The sequence below is a fragment of the Christiangramia sediminis genome, from assembly GCF_020552705.1.
Taxonomy (GTDB): Bacteria; Bacteroidota; Bacteroidia; order Flavobacteriales; family Flavobacteriaceae; genus Christiangramia; species Christiangramia sediminis.
Genome location: NZ_JAJBZG010000001.1, coordinates 842,008 through 862,559, shown reverse-complemented (window position 1 = coordinate 862,559; position 20,552 = coordinate 842,008). Strand labels below are relative to the sequence as shown.

16 protein-coding genes are annotated in these 20,552 nt (G+C 36.4%); 6 read left to right on the top strand and 10 right to left on the bottom strand.

Features of this window, described 5'->3' with window-relative positions:
* Nucleotides 1–2 precede the first annotated feature (2 nt).
* The 4 genes from LGQ90_RS04070 to LGQ90_RS04055 all read left to right on the top strand — a co-directional run bounded on the left by LGQ90_RS04070 (nucleotide 3) and on the right by LGQ90_RS04055 (nucleotide 5,224).
* Nucleotides 3–1,211, top strand: a complete 1,209-nt coding sequence (locus LGQ90_RS04070; protein ID WP_229338369.1) for a DUF4249 domain-containing protein — start codon at nucleotides 3–5, stop codon at nucleotides 1,209–1,211.
* 68 nt (nucleotides 1,212–1,279) lie between these two features.
* A complete protein-coding gene (locus tag LGQ90_RS04065; protein ID WP_229338367.1) occupies nucleotides 1,280–2,485 on the top strand; it encodes a DUF4249 domain-containing protein in 1,206 nt (401 codons plus the stop codon).
* A 9-nt stretch (nucleotides 2,486–2,494) separates the two neighbouring features.
* Nucleotides 2,495–4,273 carry a hypothetical protein gene (locus LGQ90_RS04060; protein ID WP_229338365.1) on the top strand — a complete coding sequence of 593 codons (1,779 nt, stop codon included), beginning with the start codon at nucleotides 2,495–2,497 and terminating at the stop codon, nucleotides 4,271–4,273.
* Nucleotides 4,274–4,375: 102 nt separating this feature from the next.
* The gene (locus LGQ90_RS04055) at nucleotides 4,376–5,224 is read left to right on the top strand and encodes a DUF2911 domain-containing protein (RefSeq protein WP_229338363.1); all 849 of its coding nucleotides are present in this window, start codon (nucleotides 4,376–4,378) and stop codon (nucleotides 5,222–5,224) included.
* A gap of 136 nt (nucleotides 5,225–5,360) precedes the next feature.
* Here LGQ90_RS04055 and LGQ90_RS04050 read toward each other — a convergent pair whose 3' ends face one another.
* The 9 genes from LGQ90_RS04050 to LGQ90_RS04010 all read right to left on the bottom strand — a co-directional run bounded on the left by LGQ90_RS04050 (nucleotide 5,361) and on the right by LGQ90_RS04010 (nucleotide 14,922).
* Entirely contained in the window at nucleotides 5,361–6,329 is a 969-nt protein-coding gene (locus LGQ90_RS04050; RefSeq protein ID WP_229338361.1) for a Gfo/Idh/MocA family protein, read from the bottom strand.
* Entirely contained in the window at nucleotides 6,326–8,029 is a 1,704-nt protein-coding gene (locus LGQ90_RS04045) for a sodium:solute symporter family protein (protein WP_229338359.1), read from the bottom strand. Before LGQ90_RS04045 ends, LGQ90_RS04050 begins: the two co-directional genes overlap by 4 nt.
* A gap of 108 nt (nucleotides 8,030–8,137) precedes the next feature.
* The gene (locus LGQ90_RS04040) at nucleotides 8,138–10,627 is read right to left on the bottom strand and encodes a PIG-L family deacetylase (RefSeq protein ID WP_229338358.1); all 2,490 of its coding nucleotides are present in this window, start codon (nucleotides 10,625–10,627) and stop codon (nucleotides 8,138–8,140) included.
* Between the two features lie 71 nt (nucleotides 10,628–10,698).
* Complete coding sequence (locus tag LGQ90_RS04035) at nucleotides 10,699–11,238, bottom strand: mechanosensitive ion channel domain-containing protein (RefSeq protein ID WP_229338356.1); 540 nt, start codon at nucleotides 11,236–11,238, stop codon at nucleotides 10,699–10,701.
* Nucleotides 11,238–12,125, bottom strand: a complete 888-nt coding sequence (locus LGQ90_RS04030; protein ID WP_229338355.1) for a septum formation inhibitor Maf — start codon at nucleotides 12,123–12,125, stop codon at nucleotides 11,238–11,240. Before LGQ90_RS04030 ends, LGQ90_RS04035 begins: the two co-directional genes overlap by 1 nt.
* Nucleotides 12,126–12,147: 22 nt before the next feature.
* Nucleotides 12,148–12,738 (bottom strand): Maf-like protein, encoded by a 591-nt coding sequence (locus tag LGQ90_RS04025; RefSeq protein WP_229338353.1) that lies wholly within the window; start codon nucleotides 12,736–12,738, stop codon nucleotides 12,148–12,150.
* A gap of 4 nt (nucleotides 12,739–12,742) precedes the next feature.
* Nucleotides 12,743–13,657 carry a geranylgeranylglycerol-phosphate geranylgeranyltransferase gene (locus LGQ90_RS04020; RefSeq protein WP_229338350.1) on the bottom strand — a complete coding sequence of 305 codons (915 nt, stop codon included), beginning with the start codon at nucleotides 13,655–13,657 and terminating at the stop codon, nucleotides 12,743–12,745.
* A gap of 4 nt (nucleotides 13,658–13,661) precedes the next feature.
* Nucleotides 13,662–14,177 (bottom strand): KdsC family phosphatase, encoded by a 516-nt coding sequence (locus LGQ90_RS04015; RefSeq protein ID WP_229338348.1) that lies wholly within the window; start codon nucleotides 14,175–14,177, stop codon nucleotides 13,662–13,664.
* Complete coding sequence (locus tag LGQ90_RS04010) at nucleotides 14,161–14,922, bottom strand: Rossmann-like and DUF2520 domain-containing protein (protein ID WP_229338346.1); 762 nt, start codon at nucleotides 14,920–14,922, stop codon at nucleotides 14,161–14,163. The genes LGQ90_RS04015 and LGQ90_RS04010 overlap by 17 nt, the downstream gene beginning before the upstream one ends.
* Nucleotides 14,923–15,050: 128 nt before the next feature.
* Here LGQ90_RS04010 and LGQ90_RS04005 point away from each other — a divergent pair, with 128 nt between their 5' ends.
* Nucleotides 15,051–18,251 carry a cytochrome c biogenesis protein CcsA gene (locus LGQ90_RS04005; protein WP_229338344.1) on the top strand — a complete coding sequence of 1,067 codons (3,201 nt, stop codon included), beginning with the start codon at nucleotides 15,051–15,053 and terminating at the stop codon, nucleotides 18,249–18,251.
* 80 nt (nucleotides 18,252–18,331) lie between these two features.
* Here LGQ90_RS04005 and fumC read toward each other — a convergent pair whose 3' ends face one another.
* Entirely contained in the window at nucleotides 18,332–19,729 is a 1,398-nt protein-coding gene (gene fumC / locus LGQ90_RS04000; RefSeq protein WP_229338342.1) for a class II fumarate hydratase, read from the bottom strand.
* 288 nt (nucleotides 19,730–20,017) lie between these two features.
* On the opposite strand from fumC, the gene LGQ90_RS03995 reads away from it, so the two are divergent.
* Nucleotides 20,018–20,524: a hypothetical protein gene (locus LGQ90_RS03995; RefSeq protein ID WP_229338340.1), complete on the top strand. Its 507-nt coding sequence runs from the start codon at nucleotides 20,018–20,020 to the stop codon at nucleotides 20,522–20,524.
* Nucleotides 20,525–20,552 lie beyond the last annotated feature (28 nt).

Here is a 20,552-nt window from a genome sequence, read left to right as displayed (position 1 = left end):
AGATGCTTGTTATAAAAACTTTAAAAGAAAAAAAGATTAAAATACTCTTCACATGCATATTAGTCGTGGTGTTACATGCGTGTGTAGAACCGTATAATTTTAAGTCGGAAACTTATGAGAGGCTACTTGTAGTAGAGGCGACAATCACCGATGAAGAAAAAACACAGGAGATCTATTTATCAAATGTATATAGAATAGATAACGATACGATTATCCCGGAAAGTAATGCGAGAGTACTTGTAGTAGATGATAATCAAAATGAATATGAGTTTCGGGAAACACAACCCGGAAAATATACTTCAATAAATGAATTTAATATTAGTTCTGGTAAAAAATATCATTTAGAGATCCTCACCTCAAACGGTAGAAATTATATTTCAGAAGAAGAAACGCTTCCAGAGAATAATGCTGTAATGGAAAATCTATATGCTGAAAGAACGACCAATGATGAAGGTATTGAAGGAATTGCAATCTATAACAGCTCTGCAAATCCTGGCCAGGATGGAGTTAGTTATTATAAATATTCATATAAAGAAACCTATAAGATTGTCTCTCCATATACCTCTAATAGAAATCTTATTGTAACTAATTCTGGAGCTCTTCAAATTGTTCCAAAAACCAAGGAAGAAGAGATTTGTTATAATACCCGAAGATCCAAAGAGATATTACTGGCAGACACAGGAGCTCTTTCTGAAAATGAAATTTCAGATTACCTAGTTAAATTTTACAAGTTCGATGATTTCCCAATTCAAAATAGGTATAGTATTCTGGTAAATCAAATAAGTGTTTCTCAGGAAACCTATGAGTACTATGAAACCTTAAAAGAATTGTCTGGTTCTGAAAGCATTTTTTCTCAAAATCAACCCGGTTTTATAAATGGGAACATATCTTCTGTAGAAGATTCAAATGAGAAAGTGATAGGGAATTTTAATTTAGGAAAAGCGAGCTCTAAACGTATATTCTTTAATTTCAAAGATTTTTTCAATTTTAGTGATAATCCTAATGCAGGACGATCCTGTGAAGTAACCAGGCCTGAAAGATTTTTAGATATCGTTGCATTCATAAGTACTAATCAGATGAAATTTTATGGAGAAGCAGATGGGATTCCTCCTAATGAAGAAGGAGCAGGTCCTTATAGATTGGTAAGAACTATATGTATGGATTGTACAGTGCTTGGGACCAACGTAAAACCCGAATTCTGGGTCGATTGATACTAGATTATGTATAAGATATTTTTTCTAAGCATAATAAATAACTCTTTTAATTTTAATTTTTAAAGATGCTTGTTATAAAAACTTTAAAAGAAAAAAAGATTAAAATACTCTTCACTTATATATTGTTGGTGGTATTACATGCCTGTGTAGAACCATATGATTTTAAGTCGGAAACCTATGAGAAGTTACTTGTAGTAGAAGCGACCATCACCGATGAAGTAAAAACACAGGAGATCTATTTATCAAATGTATATAGAATAGATAACGATACGATTATCCCTGAAAGTAATGCGAGAATTCTTGTAGTAGATGATAATCAGAATGAATATGAGTTTCGGGAAACACAACCTGGAAAATATACTTCAATAAATGAATTTAATATTAGTTCTGGTAAAAAATATCATTTAGAGATCCTCACCTCAAACGGGAGAAATTATATTTCAGAAGAAGAAACGCTTCCAGAGAATAATGCTGTAATGGAAGATCTATATGCTGAGAGAACTACCAATGATGAAGGTATTGATGGAATTGCAATCTATAGCAGCTCTGCAAATCCTGGCCAGGATGGAGTTAGTTATTATAAGTATTCATATAATGAAACCTATAAGATTGTCTCTCCCTATACACAAAGTAGAGATCTTATACTTAACCAGTCTAATTTTTTAGAAATTGTTCCAAAAACCAAGGAAGAAGAGATTTGTTATAATACCCGAAGATCCAAAGAGATATTACTGGCAGACACAGGAGCTCTTTCTGAAAATGAAATTTCAGATTACCTAGTTAAATTTTATGAGTTTGATGATTTCCCAATTCAAAATAGGTATAGCATTCTTGTTAGTCAAGTAAGTATTTCTCAAAAAGCGTATGATTACTATGAAACTCTTAAAGAACTTTCAGGATCTGAAAGTGTTTTTTCCCAGAATCAGCCAGGGTTTATAAATGGAAATATATCTTCCGTAGAAGATTCTAATGAAAAGGTAGTCGGAAATTTTAATCTTGGTAAGGTAAGTTCGAAAAGAATATTCTTTAATTACACAGATTTTTTCAGTCTAAATGAAAAACCAGATCCATTGCGTTTTTGTGAAATTACAAGACCTGAATATCGGGTTCTGATAGAATTTATAAGAAATAACCAGGTGAAGTTTTATGATGAAACTTATGGAGCTCCTCCAGATGAAGAGGGAGAGGGACCCTACCGAGTAGTCCCCACTTTTTGTATGGATTGTACAGTTCTTGGAACCAATGTGAAACCTAACTTTTGGATTGATTAAAATTTTAGAATGAATAAGAAACTTTTTTTAGGCATAATAATTATCAATATTGCTTTTTTTTCAAATGCTCAGGTTGCCGTTGAAAAAAAAGAATCTGATATAGAGCTTCTCAATTTAATACCTGTAGAGAGTATCTATATGCATACCAATTCTACCATGTTTTTGGTAGGAGAATATTTATACTACAGTATATACAATCTAAAAAAGCAAGAGAATAGCCTTAGTGATTTGAGTAAAGTGGCATTCGTAGAATTAATTGATTCTGCAGGAAAATCTGTTTTTGAGCAAAGTATTAAAATTAAAAATGGAAGAGGTACGGGAGATTATTTTATACCTACCAATGTGCCTTCGGGGAATTATAAGTTGATCGCATATACCAGCTGGATGAGGAATAATACTAATAATCCTTATTTCAGTCAGAATATTGTCATTATAAATCCATATCAATCAAGCCAGGATCAAATCTTAGCTGAAAGTAAAAAAGATTCTATTTCTGAGAGTATTGTCTACTCCGGTATAGTGGATAAAGCTGATGATACTTCCAGAATGTTAAGCCTGACGTTGAATAAACCAAGTTATAGTACCCGCGAGAAAGTAGAAATGAATTTGCTAAATACTGAGAATAGTGAAATTTACTATTCCGTTTCAGTTAGAAAAATAAACACCGTTGATCAACCTGATAATGTCACTGCAATTAGTTACAGTGAAAAATTAACGAAAAGTGATCTAGAGACTAATTTTAGAAATACAGACTCTATCTTTCTTCCAGATTTAAGAGGACATATTTTAAAAGGGCAAATTATACCAATATCTGATAGCAGTGAATTAGACCTCGCAGATACCAAGGTAGCATTATCTATTCCAGGGGAACAATTCTTTCTAAGAATAGCTAATACCGATTCTAATGGTAATTTTTACTTCAATATCGATCAAAGTTTCACTTCAGATCTGGCGAAAATTCAGGTTCTGGATTCAAATCTTGAGGATTATAAGGTAGGTATAAATAGAAATAATTCAGTTGATTATGATATGTCCAGTTTTGATGACTTCAGAATTGACTCTTCTATGAAATCAATGATTGAGGAGAGAAGTGTCCATAATCAAATAGAAAATGCTTTCTATACTAAAAAGCCTGATACAATTAAGACCGTGGACATGAGTAATTTGTTTAACGGAATTAAAACTTTAGAATATGACCTGGATGATTACACCCGGTTCAAAACTGTTAAAGAAACTTTTATTGAAGTCTTAGAATATGCCCGGCTTAGAAGAAACCCTGAGGGTAAGTATGAATTAGGAGTCCTGGGCTATAAACCTTACGAGAATTTTGATGGAACCCCTTTATTAATTATTGATGGTCTACTGGTTCAGGATCCTACAGATTTTGTAGAATCTTATGATTCAAGAAAAATAGATAAGATAAAAATAATACGGGATCAATACTTTTTAGGATCAAAATCTTACAAAGGAGTCATAATGATCGAAACTTTTGAAAAGGATTACATAGAATATTATAATCCTGAGTATGTAAAAGAAATTAAGCTGAAGAGTATAGAAACTCCAAAGAATTATTTCAAACAGACCTATGATAAAGCTTCAAAAGATTATGAAGATATTCCCGATTTTAGATATCAACTCTTGTGGGAGCCTCATAAATATATGAATGAGAGTTCTGAAACACTATCTTTTTATACTTCAGATGTTACCAGAACCTTTGAAATTCTTATTCAGGGTTTTTCCGAAGATATCCAGCCAATTAGCATTAGAAAAACTTTCACAGTGAAATAGGCAAATGTGGTCTTGTACCTGGTTTTCAAAACTCTTTGGTTGCTGAATGAAGTAATTAAATGGCTTTCTATGTATATTTGAGAAAACCAATTAATTACTACAATGAAAAAACTACTATCATTTGCAATTATCTTTTGCATAGCTATTTCTATGAAAGCTCAAATTCAGGCTCCACAGGCAAGTCCCACGGGAAAGATCGAGCAAGTTGTGGGCCTTACCGATGTTACCATCGAATATTCCCGTCCAGGAATGAGAGACAGAACAATTTTTGGAGATCTTGTTCCTTACGGAGAAATATGGAGAACGGGGGCTAATGCCAATACGGAAATTACTTTTAGTGATGATGTAAAGATCAACGGTAAGGAACTTAAAAAGGGTTCTTATAGCATTTATACAATTCCTTCAGAAGACTCCTGGGAGGTGATGTTTTATACCTCTACCGATAATTGGGGTGTGCCACAGCAATGGGATGAGAGTAAGGTTGCTTTAAAGGCCACTGCCGAAACTATGGAAATGCCAATGCCGATGGAAACTTTTACCATTGTTATTGATGATCTTAAAAATGATTCGGCTAGTCTTAATTTCATCTGGGAGAATACTATTGCAATGTTGAAGATGGAAGTTCCAACCGATGAGAAGGCAATGTCCAGTATAGAAAAAGTAATGAACGGGCCTACGGCCAATGATTATTTTGCGGCGGGAACTTATTATCATGAAGCGGGAAAGGATTTGGAAAAAGCCTATAAGTGGGTTTCCAAAGCTACTGAAATGGCTGGTGATGATGCATTCTGGATGCTTAGAAGAAAATCTTTGATCGAAGCTGAAATGGGTAAAAAACAGGAAGCGATTGCGACAGCAAAAAAATCAATGGCTTCTGCTGAAAAAGCGAACAATGCAGATTATGTAAAAATGAATAAAGAATCTATTAAAGAGTGGGGAGGAACTAAATAATCCCCAAAATCACATTTATCTCTTAAGAAAGGTTTTCTAATTGCGATTATGTCATCCTGAACTTGTTTCAGGATCTCTAGAGAAGCTGAAATAATTTCAGCTTGACGAATCAAAGATTTAGAAAACCTTTCTTATTTTAATATGTTAAGCCAATTTCTTCACGAACTTGCTCCAGTAAACTCATCAAATCCCTGGTTTTATCAAGGGGCCAGATATCACTTTCAGTTTTTCCTTTCTGAAGCATCTCAGATACATGCGCTGCTTCAAAATTATATCCATTGGTTTGTACACCAAACTCCCTGAGCTCTTCCTCTCCGTTAAAAGTAATAGTGACCGTGGTGGGTTCATGAAACCGTGAATTCAATAGAATTTTTCCTTTTTCCAGATTGATTTCCGCAATAGTGGGTGTTTTTTCTTTGAAAGTGGAAAAAAGTTCTGCTTTCACATTATCGGCATAGTTGAATTGCATGCGACACTCTGAGTCAACCCCGGTTTCGGTAAATTCAGCAGATGCCTTAATTGTATCTGGTTTTCCTAATAGACTGTAGGTTAGAAAAACCGGGTAGATACCAATATCCAGAAGGCTGCCACCTCCAAGCGATTTATTAAAAAGTCGTTTTGTTTTATCAAATTTTGCCGGAAATCCAAAATCGGCTTTTATCGATTCAATCTTTCCAAATTCTCCCGAATTTATTCTTGTGGAAACATATTTAAAATGCGGCAGGAATTTCGTCCAGAGCGCTTCCATCAAGAAGATCTTTTTCTCTCTGGAAAGAGCTATCATTTCTTCTGTTTGCTGAATATTCATGGCAAATGGCTTTTCGCACAGCACCGCTTTTCCATGATTGATGCACTTTAAGGTCAGCTCATAATGAAAAACGTGAGGCGTTGCGATATAGATAACCTCCACCGCTTTATCTTTCATTAATTCTTCATAAGAACCATAAAAAACTTCAGCAGCATGAATTTCTGAAAACTTCTTTGCGTTACTAAGATCTCTACTAGCGACCGCATATAATTCAGCATTTTCAACTGAAGTAAGGCCTTCAGCGAATTTGTTGGCGATCTTTCCAAGACCTATTATTCCCCATTTTATCTTTTTCATACTTCCCTAAGTTCAGAATTATTTGGTTTAAAAGTTTGTAATAATAAAGCCAGAGAGATCACCAGCAAGCATCCAAGCACATTTAACCATAAATAGGGCATAAGCTCAAGTTTAAAAACTAATAGGACAATAGCCTGGGTTATAATAGCGGCGATAAATACCGAGTTGCTTTTAACGTATTTAATGAAAAAGGCGAGCAGGAATATTCCCAAAACATTGCCATAGAAAAGACTTCCAATAATATTTACCAGCTGAATAAGATTATCAAAAAGATCGGCCAGGCTGGCAAAAGCAATGGCAATAATACCCCACATTAATGTGAACCACTTGGAAGCGGCGAGGTAATGCTCCTCACTTTTATCTTCCTTATGATTTCTTTTGTAAAGATCAATAACGGTGGTAGAAGCCAGTGCATTAAGTTCAGAAGCGGTAGAAGACATCGCGGCAGACAGGATTACGGCCAGTAAAAGGCCTATAAAACCTTTAGGAAGGTTATTTAAGATAAAATGAATAAAGACATAATCTTTATCATTGCTTTCAGCCTCAGCATCTGAAGCGTCAATGAATATTTTAGCCCTCTCTCTTATCTCGTTTTGTTCTTTATCCAGACTCATGTATTCCCTTTCGAAATCTGCGACTTCAGAAGGATTCATCCCAGATTTAGTTTCTGCATAATTTAAACCCAGTCGCTGCTTCTTTAGCTGAACTTCTTCATGTTCGAGCATCAGATCTTTATACTGTTCAGAATAATTAGAGTTTAAAACAGTTTCTGTGGCGGCAGGATTGAAGTTTAAGGGAGCGGTATTGAATTGATAAAATACAAATACCATAACACCAACCAACAGAATAAAAAACTGGAGTGGTACTTTCAATAATCCGTTGAAGATCATTCCCATCTGACTTTCCCTAACTGAGGCGCCGGTAAGATAACGTTGCACCTGACTTTGGTCTGTACCAAAATAGGAGAGGGCAAGAAAGCTTCCTCCTATAAGTCCGCTCCAAAGTGTATAACGATTTTCAAAGTCGAAAGAATAGTCAAGAATATTCATTTTACCACCCGTTCCAGCAATTTCAAGAGCATCTGTAAAACCAACAGAATCCGGGAGATAACTTAGAATAATAAAAAATGCGACGACCATACCGGTAAAGATCACTGCCATTTGTTGTTTATGAGTTACACTCACGGCTTTGGTTCCTCCTGAAACAGTGTATATGATCACCAGAACCCCGATGATAATGGTAAGTGAGGTTAGATTCCAGCCCAGTACTGCTGAAAGGACGATGGCCGGAGCAAAAATGGTAATACCGGCAGCAAGCCCGCGCTGTATGAGAAATAAGATGGCTGTAAGGGTTCTTGTTTTTCGGTCGAACCTGGATTCGAGATATTCGTAAGCCGTGTAAACTTTCAGCCGGTGATAAATAGGAATAAAAACCATGCAAATAATGACCATTGCTATGGGTAATCCAAAATAGAATTGCACGAAGCCCATTCCATCGTGAAAAGCCTGTCCTGGAGTAGAAAGGAAAGTGATCGCACTGGCCTGCGTAGCCATCACAGATAAACCTATGGTCCACCATTTGGCATTTTTTCCACCCCCAATATAATCTTCTACATTTTTACTGCCTCGTGATTTATAAACGCCATACCATACAATAAAGGCAATGGTTCCTGTAAGGATTATCCAGTCTATCAATTGCATATCAGGCGAAATAATTCATTATTAAATAAAACGCCACGATGTAGATCACGTTTGCGATAAGAACCAGGCTGTAGCTTTTTTTCCAATGGTATTTTTCCGGTTTATCCATTATTTACCTATTGAAATTAGATTGGCAAATAGTCTGAAAGCGCCCGGGACTGCTTCTGGAAACTGCCGGAAAAAACTGATTCCAGTATAGATATAATAGCCCTCTCCATATTTGGCTATTAAGAGGCTGCCATTTTTAGGGGTTTCATTTTTATCGTGCATGCTAAGAATTGGAGTGAAATGCTCATCCCAGCTATCAGGGAAATAAAGTCCGCGTTCCTGGACCCAACCTTTAAAATCTGCGCTGGTTAATTTGTTAGGCGTATTCAAAACCGGGTGTTCGGGAGAAAGGAAATTTACTTCTGAATTTTCCTCGGTAACCCTGTCTCTTGAAAGTTCTAAGTTATAAGGAGAAAGATTATCCAAAAGTAAACCTCGACTGGTATTATATTGAACGATCATTGTACCACCCTGCTTTACATATTCTAACAAAGTTTTTTGTTTAAATTTTAATTCTTCCACAACGTTATAAGCTCGAATGCCTAAAACTACAGCGTCAAAATTTTTCAGTGAATTCAATGAAATAGAACTCGGAGGTATTTTAGTTACGTTGTAACCAATTTGTTCCAGGCTTTCAGGAACCACATCTCCAGCACCTTCGATATATGCAATATTCTGACCTTTCTTTTTTATATCAAGTTTGACCAATTTTAAGCTCGCCGGCGTGATAATGTTCTGATCGGGAAAATGATCGTAGTCTATTTCAACAAGCTTTTCGGTATAAATTTTTCCTTCAACTTTCGCTTCAGGCATAAGACTGGTTTCATTCTGAGCTTCCGGAGGAGTAATCTTAAAAAGAAGGTTCGCATTCCCGCCGGATTGAGCTATAGTAAAATTTGTTTTTACAGGTTCAATTTGCCAGCCTTCACCAGCCTTTAAATTTAACTCACCTGTAATATTGGGTTTGTTGGCCGTAACCTGAACCATTATTTCTTTTGCTTCGGCATTATTAAAGATCAAAACATCTTCTTTAAAATGAAGTGTGATCGCAGGGATTATTTCAAAATTCTTATAAGTCTCACCATAAACCTCGTCGTTAAATTTATAAACTACAGGTTTTTGAAAATTTATTTCAGTATCGTTCATCCTGATCCTGAAGTTTGCTTTGGTATGCAACGGAGTTTCGGGCAGACCTCGTAATTTTTGATCTTTTACCGCATACATTCCAATATCACCAGGTTTATTAAGCCAATATGGAGTGGTATATTCTGCTGTTTCCGGAATTCTGAAAATCATACTATTATTCCAGCCTTCATTATTTGATAAATTTGCCTGAGGTTCAATTTTGGAATTATTTGGAGTTAATTCAACAGCCGCTAATTGAATCTTCTCATCACTTCTATTAATGGCTTCAAGCTTTACCTGTAATTCTTCTGAGGGCGTGGCAAACGCTTTTTGAGCAACAGCTTCCAGGTATAGACCAGAGGCAGCATAGATGATTTCTTTGATCTCTTCGGTTTTTATTTTCTTCCAATGGTCATCTTCCAGGTCTTGAATAAGTTTGTATGCCTCTAATAATTGAGGTAAATGTTCGGAGGGTTTTTCAAAATTGAAATTTTCTTCAACATCTTTTAGAATTTCACCAATGGCTTTACCATTTTCGACCCGATTCCATGAAGTATCAATTCCGTCGAAGATGCCTGAATCTTTTGACGGCAGATCGCCTTTCAATAATTCAAGATATTCCATTTGTTTTCCACGGCTTCCTGTGCTACCAAAACCCTGTGACCTGTGCTGGCTTCTGCTCAGGGATGCAATCTCCGGGTTGGATAAACCGTGAAGTGGGAAATAAGTTCCGGTATCAAAACTTATAAAATTAGATTTATCAGCTTCCTGAAATGCCTCATCACCACCATAGAACCAGGGAGAGGTATTAAAAAATAGTCTTTTTGGCTGGTAAGCTTCTAAATACTCTAACTGAGAATCGTATGCACTTTTTTCTCCGGAAAGTTCGAACGCTTCAACACTTAGCATTGCTGAAGAAGTATGATGCCCGTGAGTACTTCCAGGCGTTCGGTGATCAAACCTGTTTATTATAACATCAGGCCTGAATTTTCTAATGATCCATACCACATCACTTAAAACTTCTTTTTTATTCCATATTTCCAGGGTTTCAGCAGGAGTCTTGGAATATCCAAAATCATTGGCGCGGGTAAAAAATTGTTTACCGCCATCTATTCTCCGGGCAGCAAGTAATTCCTGAGTCCTAATAAGTCCTAATTGTTCTCTTAATTCGGGCCCGATAAGATTTTGGCCGCCATCACCTCTGGTGAGTGATAAATAAGCTGTCCGGGCATTTTTTTCGTTTGAAAAATAGGAGATAAGTCGTGTATTCTCATCGTCTGGATGTGCAGCAATATATAGAACTGATCCCAGAAAGTTCAGTTTTTTAATGTGGTTATAAATTTCAGTAGAACTCCATTTTTCCGGAGCCTGTGCTTTACCTGCACAGAAACTTAGAAAAAATAGAATGAAAAATAATTTACGCATGAACTAAGAGGTTTTACCAAATATAAAAACTTTCAATGCTACAGACTTATTTTTTCGGCTTCTTTTAGATTTTAAAGAGCTTCTTTACCATCATCATGTTTCCTTTCAGTCTGTACCAGGGATACTGCCTTTTGAAGAATGAGATTATTTGGATAGGTGATCAATTCGCCATCAGAAGTTCTAAGGTGTAAATGAAAAGCCTTGATATCTTCAATTTCAGCTTCAACAGGCATGTCTTTATCATGAATTCTAATGGTATCTCCAATTTTATATGGAAATGAAAAGAACATAATGATCCCGGAAGTGATATTACTAAGAATAGACCAGATTGCGAATAACGCCACCCCAATTACTGCAAATGTAGAAGAGAAAACAAGAGCTAACTCCGCTAATCCTACTCCCCATGAAAAAGACAACAGAAAAGCGGCAATTAACAAAATTAAAATATTGATGTATTTAAACATCAGCCTGGTTCGGGTAATGTTTATTTCACTTCGTTTACCCACCTTATTCGCGGCTTTCTTCAACACGAATTGGATGATCATCAATAAAATAAGTACTACCAGTGAGTACAACAATTCTTCGCGATAAGTGGTTAGTATTTCGTACATTATTTTAAATCCAGTTTTTCCCGTAAAGGTAGATTTTTATTCGAATTTTTATTCCAGTAATCAGTCTTTATACGCTCTTTTTTGAATGCTTTTGTCGTTAATATTTCAGCATCTTCACCAAAACCTGAGGGAGATGATTCTTCCCATTTCTCTACAGTATAGGGAAAAATCCTGCTATAGTAAATCTTAAGCTCTCTTTTTAAGTCTGGATACGTTAGCTGATATACATTAAACTCTTCCGTCGTAAAATATTCGCCGATTACTGAATATGCCCTGACCGGTTGATGACTAAGCCTTAAATACTCAAAAGAAGGGATCATTTTAAATTCTCCAGTAGGTAATTTGTCATGTGCAATTCTAAGTCGGTTCCATATTTCGTTTTCCAGCGGAACCTTTTCTAGTTCCAGTTCTTCATCGGCCTCACCTTCAAAATACGAATGACTGGTAATATGGAATTTTCCACGTTTATTAAGTTGCATATAAACCTGGCCACACCATTCCTGTATAGATGCAGAAACCTTTAGGGCATGTTGTTCACCATTCAAAGGATAGAAACTACTTTGCATGATACTATATGGATAGATACCCGTATTAAAATTCTTAGTAGCATTCAATTTAAGAACGTTAATTGTCTCTTCAGTCTTATTTCCGGCTTTTACCTGTTCTTCCGCAAAAAAATCTTCAGTCACATAAATGAGAACAGCTTCTCCCTTTCTCATTTCGCCATACCTGGCCTGTTCTAAACGGTAGGATGTGATCTCTGCCTCGCCTGTATACCAGTATTCTTTAAATTCATCAGAAAGCAACATGGCCCGTTTTTCTTCAGAAGTATTGTCGCAGGAAAAACACAGGGCGGCCAAAAGACAAATATTGAATAACCGAATCATATTTTTTCTTAAAGTTACAAATTCAGGAGTTAAGGATATCTTTTAGGGTTTTATATACTTCATAGGTAGGAAGGCCTACTACATTAAAATAACTTCCTTCTATTTTTTCTATCCCAATTAAACCAATCCATTCCTGGATCGCATATCCGCCAGCTTTATCAAAAGGTTTAAAGTTGGTAACGTAATAATCAATTTCCTGGTCGCTTAATTCAGAAAAATAAACCTTTGTGGTATGATTTAAGATCTTTTGAGAGTTTTGGGTAGTAAAGCAAACAGAAGTGATCACCTCATGATCTTTACCTGAAAGTGATTTTATCATTTTCACCGCCTCTGCATGATCTTTTGGCTTTCCCAAAGCTTCCCCGTCATTATAAACAATGGTGTCGCTGGTGATCAATATTTGATTCTCTTTAAGGTCATCCCGGAAAACTTCAGACTTCAGTGCAGACAAAAAACCTGTTATTTCTTCTTTTTTCAGATGCGACGGAAAGACTTCATCTACAGGGCGCACATCGATGGTAACCGGGATCTCCAGATCTTTAAAGAATTTTTGTCTCCTCGGGGATCCGGAAGCCAGGATGATTTCATGATCTCTAACTAATTCTTTCAGCATAGCTTTAAAGTAAAATAAATTGCAGAAGTCCAATGGATATCAAGCCAAAGAAAAGGACGAATTTCAGGATAAGGCTTAATCTGGTAAATTCCGATTTCTTTTGGGCAGTCCAGATATTCACTAAAAAGAATAGGAGCGGAGCCACCAATAAAAATAAAGCATATACAACCGCAGATACATTTTCAAATAAATACTGATAGATATAATAGATCAGAAAGCCCAGGGGTAGAAGGGCTGCAACAAAAAGTATCCTGTTAGTGCGTTTTTTACCCAGAACAATGGGAAGTGTTTTATATCCCGCATTATAATCTCCATCAATATCTTCCTGATCTTTCACTATTTCTCTTAAGAGATTTATCAAAAATGCAAAAATGGAATAGTCGATCAGAATTGAAAATATGACCGATTGGGTTTGCTGATTCTGCGGAGTTATAGCCGGCAGCAGATCATAGAGTCCTACACCCACCGGAATAAGTCCCACAATAATACTTACCAGTATATTTCCAATTAAAATGCTCTGCTGAAATTGAGAATTATAAATATATAATATAGCAGAACCAAAGATAAAGAAAGCTACAAAGCCGGGTCTGCCAATCATATTAGACAGGTAAAAACCCAGGCCTACTCCAATAATATTCAGGATAAAAAACAATCTATAGGCTGTTTTCTCTGAGATCTGGTTTCCGATAATTGTTCTTTTCGGTTTATTCTTTAGATCGGCCGAAACATCAAATATATCATTGATCACATAACCCGAGGCGGCAACACAGACCACTGCCAGAACCAGCATGGAAAAACCAAAAAGGTTCAGAGTAATGGCGACCTCAAAAGGTTCAAAAAGGCCATATTTTATAAGAAACATGGTAAGAGCAATAAAAATAAGATTGCCCACGCGTATAAGTTTCAGGAAATGCAACATTCTATCAGGAATTTTTATCCATCCATTTTCCCTGGACTTTCATTACCTGCTCTATTACATCCCGTACGCAACCTTCCCCGCCATTTTTATGGGAAACATACAGGGAAATGTCTTTTACTTCGGGCACCGCATCTTGTGGACAGCATGGCAGCCCAACAAGTTTCATGGGATAATAATCTGGAATATCATCTCCCATATAAAGAACCTGTTCCGGTTTAATATTGTAAATATCAAAGAATTCATCCATTTGTTCCACCTTATCACTTACTCCAAGATAGATATCGGTAATTCCCAGGTCACGCAAGCGTTTTCTTACTCCTTCGTTTTTCCCTCCGCTGATAATGCAAACAGTATAGCCAGAATTTTGAGCCAATTTCATGGCATACCCATCCTTAATGTTCATAGTTCTAAGAAGTTCCCCTTTAGTGGAAATCTGGATAGACCCATTGGTCAAAACTCCGTCAACGTCAAAAACAAAGGTGTTTATCTGGTTTAGATGTTCTTTATAGCTTTTTTCCATGCAAATTCTGAATAGATTCGGTTAATATAGTATAGATTTTCTTGCGGTCTCCATCCAGCATTTCCAGATGGGCAGATATTGTGTCTTTATCATTTCTTAGCGCAGGTCCTGTTTGTGCTGAATATGGATCCAGATTTTCCAGTTTGTCTACAGTTTCTTTGATGAGAGGTCTCAAAATGTCAAAAGGCAATTCCTCTTTTTTACAAAAATCTGAAGCCAATGTAAACAGATGATTACTGAAATTATTAACGAAAACCGCCGAAACGTGCAGGGCTTTTCTTTGATCTGAATTTACCTCAAAAACCTGGTTGCTGATTATGGAAGCAATTTTCTTTAGGAACTCTAAATTATCCTCTGAATTTGCTTCCAGACAAAGCGGAACCTCTCTAAAGTTGACCGGTTTAATTTTAGAAAAAGTTTGCAACGGATAAAAAACCCCGTAATTATCGAATTTTGATAAAATATGAAGGGGTTGGGTCCCTGAAGTATGTGCAACTATTCCATTTTTAGGATTGAATTTAGCAACTAATTCGCCAATCGCTTCATCCTTAATTGCAATAAGATAAAGATCTGCCTCCTTTAGCTCATCAAGAGCTGAAACCTTTTTTGACGCATCTTCAACAAAATCGAGATGCTGGATATTCCGGTTATAAACCTGAATTACATCCAGTTGTTTGGATTTTGTAAAGCATTGGTATAAGTGAGTTGCCACATTGCCAGCACCGATAATTACCACTTTGATCATGTGGCTAAAATACCAAAATTTTTAAGCAGGTAAAATTAACGTTTGTAGACTTGAGAATGATTTAGGATAAGTCTTTTAAACTGATAATAAATCGTTAAATTTGCACCCGTTAAAATGACACTTCTTCCATGCAGAAAAAAATAGCCTCAATCCTTTTTTCTACCCGAATAATGGCCGTTTTGTTTATAATTTTCGCAATATCCATGGCCATGGGTACTTTCATAGAAACCTGGTATAGTATTGAAACCGCAAGAATTTTAATTTATAATACCTGGTGGTTTGAAGGAATTATGCTTTTTCTTCTTATCAATTTTATCGGGAATATAAAACGTTACCAGCTTTATAAAAAAGAAAAATGGAGCACGCTCCTTCTTCACCTTTCCTTTATTCTAATCCTCATTGGCGCTTTTATTACACGCTATATCAGTTATGAAGGTATCATGCCTATTAGAGAAGGGGAAACCACCAATAAATTTTTGAGCCATAGTCCTCATTTTACTTTTTTTGTAGATGGCGAGATCGATGGACAACCAAGACGTAGAGTTTTACAGGAAGATGTTCTTTTTGGGCCGGAAGTTGAAAATGACTATGTTCTGAATACAGATTTTAACGGGCAACCGGTAAGATTTGAAGTAACTAATTTTATTCATGGAGCTGAAGAAGCTTTAGTGCCTACTGAAGATGGTGAAAACTACCTCAAAATAGTAGAGGCCGGGGAAGGTCAGCGGCACGATCATTATCTGCAGGAAGGCGAGGTTAGTAATATTCACAACGTACTTTTTACTTTGAATAGTCCACAGGACGGAGCTATAAACATTCAGGTTTCTGAAAATGGAGAGTATATCATAGATTCTCCTTTTGAAGGCACCTACATGCGGATGGCCGATCAAAAGCAGGGGGAATTAGCAAAAGATTCTACTCAAACTCTTATGCTTAGATCCCTTTATAATATTGGGAATATGCAATTTGTAATTCCTGAACCTGTTGTGAAGGGAGAATATGATGTGGTCCCAACTAATCCTAAAACCAAGCAGGATCTCGATGCCGTAACTTTAAGAGTTTCTTCTGGTGGAGAATCTGAAACTGTTACCTTATTAGGAGGGCAGGGAACTGTAGGGAATCCAACACAGCTCAATCTTGGAGACCTGGAGATATTTGTCAATTATGGGTCTATAGAAAAAGAACTGCCTTTCGCAATAAAGCTCAATGACTTTATAGCTGAAAAATATCCCGGAACAGCAGACAGGGAAACACCTGGGTATGCTTCCTTTAAAAGTAAAGTAGAAGTTATTAGGGAAGGGAAAGAACCAATGCCATATGAGATCTATATGAATCATGTTTTAGATGAACAGGGATACAGATTTTTCCAGTCTAGTTTTGATCCTGATGAAAAAGGAACAGTTTTATCTGTAAACCATGATTTCTGGGGAACCTGGACAACTTATATTGGTTATTTTCTTCTTTATTTCGGACTTATGTGGATCTTGTTCGATAAGGGATCGCGATTTGGAAATTTAAAAGTTATGCTGGATAAGGTGAAGAGTAAAAAGAAAACACTCACTACTTTATTAGCATTTATATCTATTTCTTTCGGAATTAATGCTCAAACTCAGGATCATGAGCATAGTGAAACTGCTAAATCCCAATTAGATAGTATCATCGTTTCCAATGCTGTCAAAGTTGAACATGCAGAAAAATTTGGAAGATTGGTTATTCAGGATGCCGGCGGTAGGATGAAACCTGCCAATACTTATTCTTCAGAATTACTTCGGAAATTAACTAAAAAAGATTCTTATGAAGGTCTAACTTCAGATCAGGTTCTTATTTCTATTACCGAGAATCCTATGGTATGGTATGATGTACCTTTACTATTTGTAGAAAAACATAACGACAGCCTCCATCAAATTTTGGGAGTTGAAGAAGGAAAGAAATATCTATCTCTAACTGACTTTTTTGATCAACGAGGAAAATATAAATTATCTCCATATCTGGATGATGCCTATCAGGCTGCAGTTCCTAATAAGTTTCAGAAGGATTTTATAAATACGAATAAGAAGGTCAATCTTTTGTACAGCGCCCTAGAAGGAAATATCCTTAAAGTTTTTCCAATACCAGGTGACGAAAATAACAAGTGGGTCTCTTATAAACAGGTTGATGAATCCAATCTTAAAGGAATGGATTCAGTTTATACCAAACAAATCCTGCCGCTTTATATGAATGCATTGAGAGATGCCCGTAAAACGGGTGACTACTCAAAAGCAGATCAATACCTGGAAAGCATTAAAAGTTATCAGCAAAAATTTGGAGCAGAAGTGATGCCTTCAGAGCAGAAAATTGAGGCTGAAATAACCTATAATAAGTATAATATTTTCAAGAACCTATACTGGATGTATATGCTGGCAGGTTTATTCATGTTGATATTTGTGGTCTTTAGAATCTTTAAGGCTAACAAATTTATTCGCAACATTATATACCTGAGTGTAGGAGTTATTATAATTCTATTTACTTTACACACTATTGGTCTTGGCGCAAGATGGTATATTTCAGGGCATGCTCCCTGGAGTAATGCTTATGAATCGATGATCTATGTAGCCTGGGCGACCATGTTCTTTGGTCTTGCATTTGGAAGAAAATCCAACTTAACTATTGCATCTACCGCTTTTGTAACCGCTATGATCTTATGGAGCGCCCACCAGAACTGGACAGATCCGGCAATAGCAAATTTGGTTCCAGTACTCGATTCTTACTGGTTGATGATACATGTATCTGTAATTGTTGGTAGTTATGGTCCTTTAACCTTAGGGATGATCCTTGGAGTTGTAGCGCTACTATTAATGGTGCTTACTACGGAATCCAACAAGAAGAAAATGCTATTGAATATTCGGGAAATAACCATTATTACCGAAATGGCTCTAACTGTGGGATTGGTAATGCTAACTATAGGAAACTTTCTTGGAGGGCAGTGGGCCAACGAGAGCTGGGGAAGATACTGGGGATGGGATCCTAAGGAAACCTGGGCACTAGTAAGTATTATGGTGTATGCTTTTGTAATTCACATGAGATTGGTTCCTGGCCTTCGAGGCAGATGGATTTTTAACTTTATGTCAATTATCGCTTACGCCTCCATTATGATGACCTATTTTGGGGTGAATTTCTATCTAAGTGGTTTGCACTCCTATGCCAGCGGAGATAAAGTAATTACTCCAACCTTTGTTTATTATACACTGGCGGGAATAGCAGTTCTTGGTGCTTTATCTTACTGGAAATATCAAAAGCACTATGCAAAAAAAGCGAAGAAAGAGATCAGAAAAAATTCTGATACTATATAGACCATATTAGATCTAATAAATAGAAAAGCCCCTGCAAATCTGCAGGGGCTTTCTAATTCTATATAGTATATAGAAGGGATTTACTTTAAATTCCCCACCATATCTTTTGGATCTACCCATTCATCAAACTGCTCTTCGGTTACGTAACCTAAGTTTACAGCTTCTTCTTTTAGAGTGGTTCCATTTTCATGAGCAGTATTTGCGATTTCTGCCGCTTTATAATAACCTATTTTGGTATTGAGTGCAGTTACAAGCATTAAAGAATTATTCAGGTGTTCCTGAATTCTCTTGTGATTCGCTTCAATTCCTCTTGCACAATGCTCTTCAAAAGAAGCAGAGGCGTCTCCCAGTAATTCTGCACTTTGCAATAATGCATTTGCCATCACCGGTTTAAATACGTTCAGTTCAAACTGTCCCTGCATTCCGCCAACACTTATGGTAGTATCATTTCCTATAACCTGAGCACATACCATGGTCAGTGCTTCACATTGGGTTGGATTTACTTTTCCGGGCATTATAGAAGATCCAGGTTCATTCGCTGGAATATTGATCTCTCCAATCCCGCTGCGAGGTCCTGAAGCCAGCATTCTAATATCGTTTCCGATTTTGTTTAAAGAAACTGCCAATTGCTTTAAAGCACCATGTGTTTCCACAAACGCATCGTGCGCGGCCAGGGCTTCAAATTTATTTCCGGCAGAAACAAATGGCATATCAGTGAATTTTGCGATAAACTCTGCCACTCTTTTGGAATAACCTTTTGGAGTATTCAGTCCGGTTCCTACCGCAGTTCCTCCTAAGGCAAGTTCAGCAAGATGTGGAAGCGTGTTTTCCAATGCTCTGATTCCGTAATCAAGTTGAGCAACATATCCGCTAAATTCCTGACCTAAGGTTAGGGGGGTAGCATCCATGAAATGTGTACGTCCAATTTTAACGGTACCCTTAAATTCTTCTGATTTTCTTTTTAGCGTATCCCTTAATTTACGAAGGCCTGGTAAAGTGACTTTAGTAATCTTTCTATAAGCCGCAATATGCATCCCTGTTGGAAAAGTATCGTTAGATGACTGTGATTTATTTACATCATCATTGGGTTGTAAGGTTTTATCTCCTTCCCCGATTGTTTTTCCGGCAATTTGATGGGCTCTATTGGCAATTACCTCATTCACATTCATATTGCTTTGGGTGCCGCTTCCGGTTTGCCATATTACTAATGGAAACTGATCGTCATGTTTACCTTCCAGAATCTCATCACAAACTTGTGCGATAAGATCTCTTTTATCAACTGGTAGGACACCTAGCTCACAATTAGTATAAGCAGCTGCCTTTTTGAGGTAGGCAAAGCCATAAATAATATCCAGGGGCATAGAAGAAGCAGGACCAATCTTGAAATTGTTTCTTGAACGCTCAGTCTGTGCAGCCCATAATTTATCTGAAGGAACTTTTACTTCCCCCATGGTATCTTTTTCTATTCTGTAATCCATAATACAAAAATTGGTTGTTTCGCAAAGTTAAGGTTTACAGGATTTCTTTAAACTAAAAATTCTTTAAAATTAAATATTCATGAAAAGCTTAATTTTATTGCAAGATCTTTATAAATCTTCTTTTACGAGGCTTTAAATTTTATAAATAGTAATCTCAATAATAAAAATTTATATAATCGTAAATATCACTAAATCAGTTTTTTATGCTTAAAATAGGGGGGGTTTCCCTTACTCTGATAGGCTTAAAAGACCTAACTTTCTGGAACTTTTAACTAAATACATATAAAGATGAAAAAGTTCTATTATTATCTTTTTTCATTGGTGCTTTCCCTGGCTACTTTAAGTTGTAGTACCGATGATGAAGCAGGCTTGACAGATCAATTTTTGACGGCAAATGTAAACGGATCAGAATTTAATTCAGGGACTAATAAGGCTTCGCTTATTTTCACCAGAGAAATAGATCCCGCAGGAAGAGTAAATTTATTTGTGAGTGCGATCTCTGCAGATGGAGACATCATGGAATTTATGATTGAAAATTACCAGGGTGTCGGGAAGTATTATGTTGGAAATAATATTTACAACAATAGCTGGATAAAATACCAAAAGCCTTCCAATTCTGAACAATGGATGCTAAATACTGGGGGAGCTTTAAATTTGACATCGAATTTTATTGATATCACACAAAGTGAAGACGATCTTATCGAAGGTAAAATTTCCTGTAAGGAATTAAAGAGTGTTTTAGCGGATGTTTTTGGAGCAGTAGATGGTGATTTCAGGCTAAAATATATTCCGTAATTCGTAACTCCCTTTACTTAAAGAAATA

Coding starts and splice junctions, on each gene's coding strand:
- LGQ90_RS04070 (WP_229338369.1), top strand. CDS start 3: ATGCTTGTTATAAAAACTTTAAAAGAAAAAAAGATTAAAATACTCTTC.
- LGQ90_RS04065 (WP_229338367.1), top strand. CDS start 1,280: ATGCTTGTTATAAAAACTTTAAAAGAAAAAAAGATTAAAATACTCTTC.
- LGQ90_RS04060 (WP_229338365.1), top strand. CDS start 2,495: ATGAATAAGAAACTTTTTTTAGGCATAATAATTATCAATATTGCTTTT.
- LGQ90_RS04055 (WP_229338363.1), top strand. CDS start 4,376: ATGAAAAAACTACTATCATTTGCAATTATCTTTTGCATAGCTATTTCT.
- LGQ90_RS04050 (WP_229338361.1), bottom strand. CDS start 6,329: ATGAAAAAGATAAAATGGGGAATAATAGGTCTTGGAAAGATCGCCAAC.
- LGQ90_RS04045 (WP_229338359.1), bottom strand. CDS start 8,029: ATGCAATTGATAGACTGGATAATCCTTACAGGAACCATTGCCTTTATT.
- LGQ90_RS04040 (WP_229338358.1), bottom strand. CDS start 10,627: ATGCGTAAATTATTTTTCATTCTATTTTTTCTAAGTTTCTGTGCAGGT.
- LGQ90_RS04035 (WP_229338356.1), bottom strand. CDS start 11,238: ATGTACGAAATACTAACCACTTATCGCGAAGAATTGTTGTACTCACTG.
- LGQ90_RS04030 (WP_229338355.1), bottom strand. CDS start 12,125: ATGATTCGGTTATTCAATATTTGTCTTTTGGCCGCCCTGTGTTTTTCC.
- LGQ90_RS04025 (WP_229338353.1), bottom strand. CDS start 12,738: ATGCTGAAAGAATTAGTTAGAGATCATGAAATCATCCTGGCTTCCGGA.
- LGQ90_RS04020 (WP_229338350.1), bottom strand. CDS start 13,657: ATGTTGCATTTCCTGAAACTTATACGCGTGGGCAATCTTATTTTTATT.
- LGQ90_RS04015 (WP_229338348.1), bottom strand. CDS start 14,177: ATGGAAAAAAGCTATAAAGAACATCTAAACCAGATAAACACCTTTGTT.
- LGQ90_RS04010 (WP_229338346.1), bottom strand. CDS start 14,922: ATGATCAAAGTGGTAATTATCGGTGCTGGCAATGTGGCAACTCACTTA.
- LGQ90_RS04005 (WP_229338344.1), top strand. CDS start 15,051: ATGCAGAAAAAAATAGCCTCAATCCTTTTTTCTACCCGAATAATGGCC.
- fumC (WP_229338342.1), bottom strand. CDS start 19,729: ATGGATTACAGAATAGAAAAAGATACCATGGGGGAAGTAAAAGTTCCT.
- LGQ90_RS03995 (WP_229338340.1), top strand. CDS start 20,018: ATGAAAAAGTTCTATTATTATCTTTTTTCATTGGTGCTTTCCCTGGCT.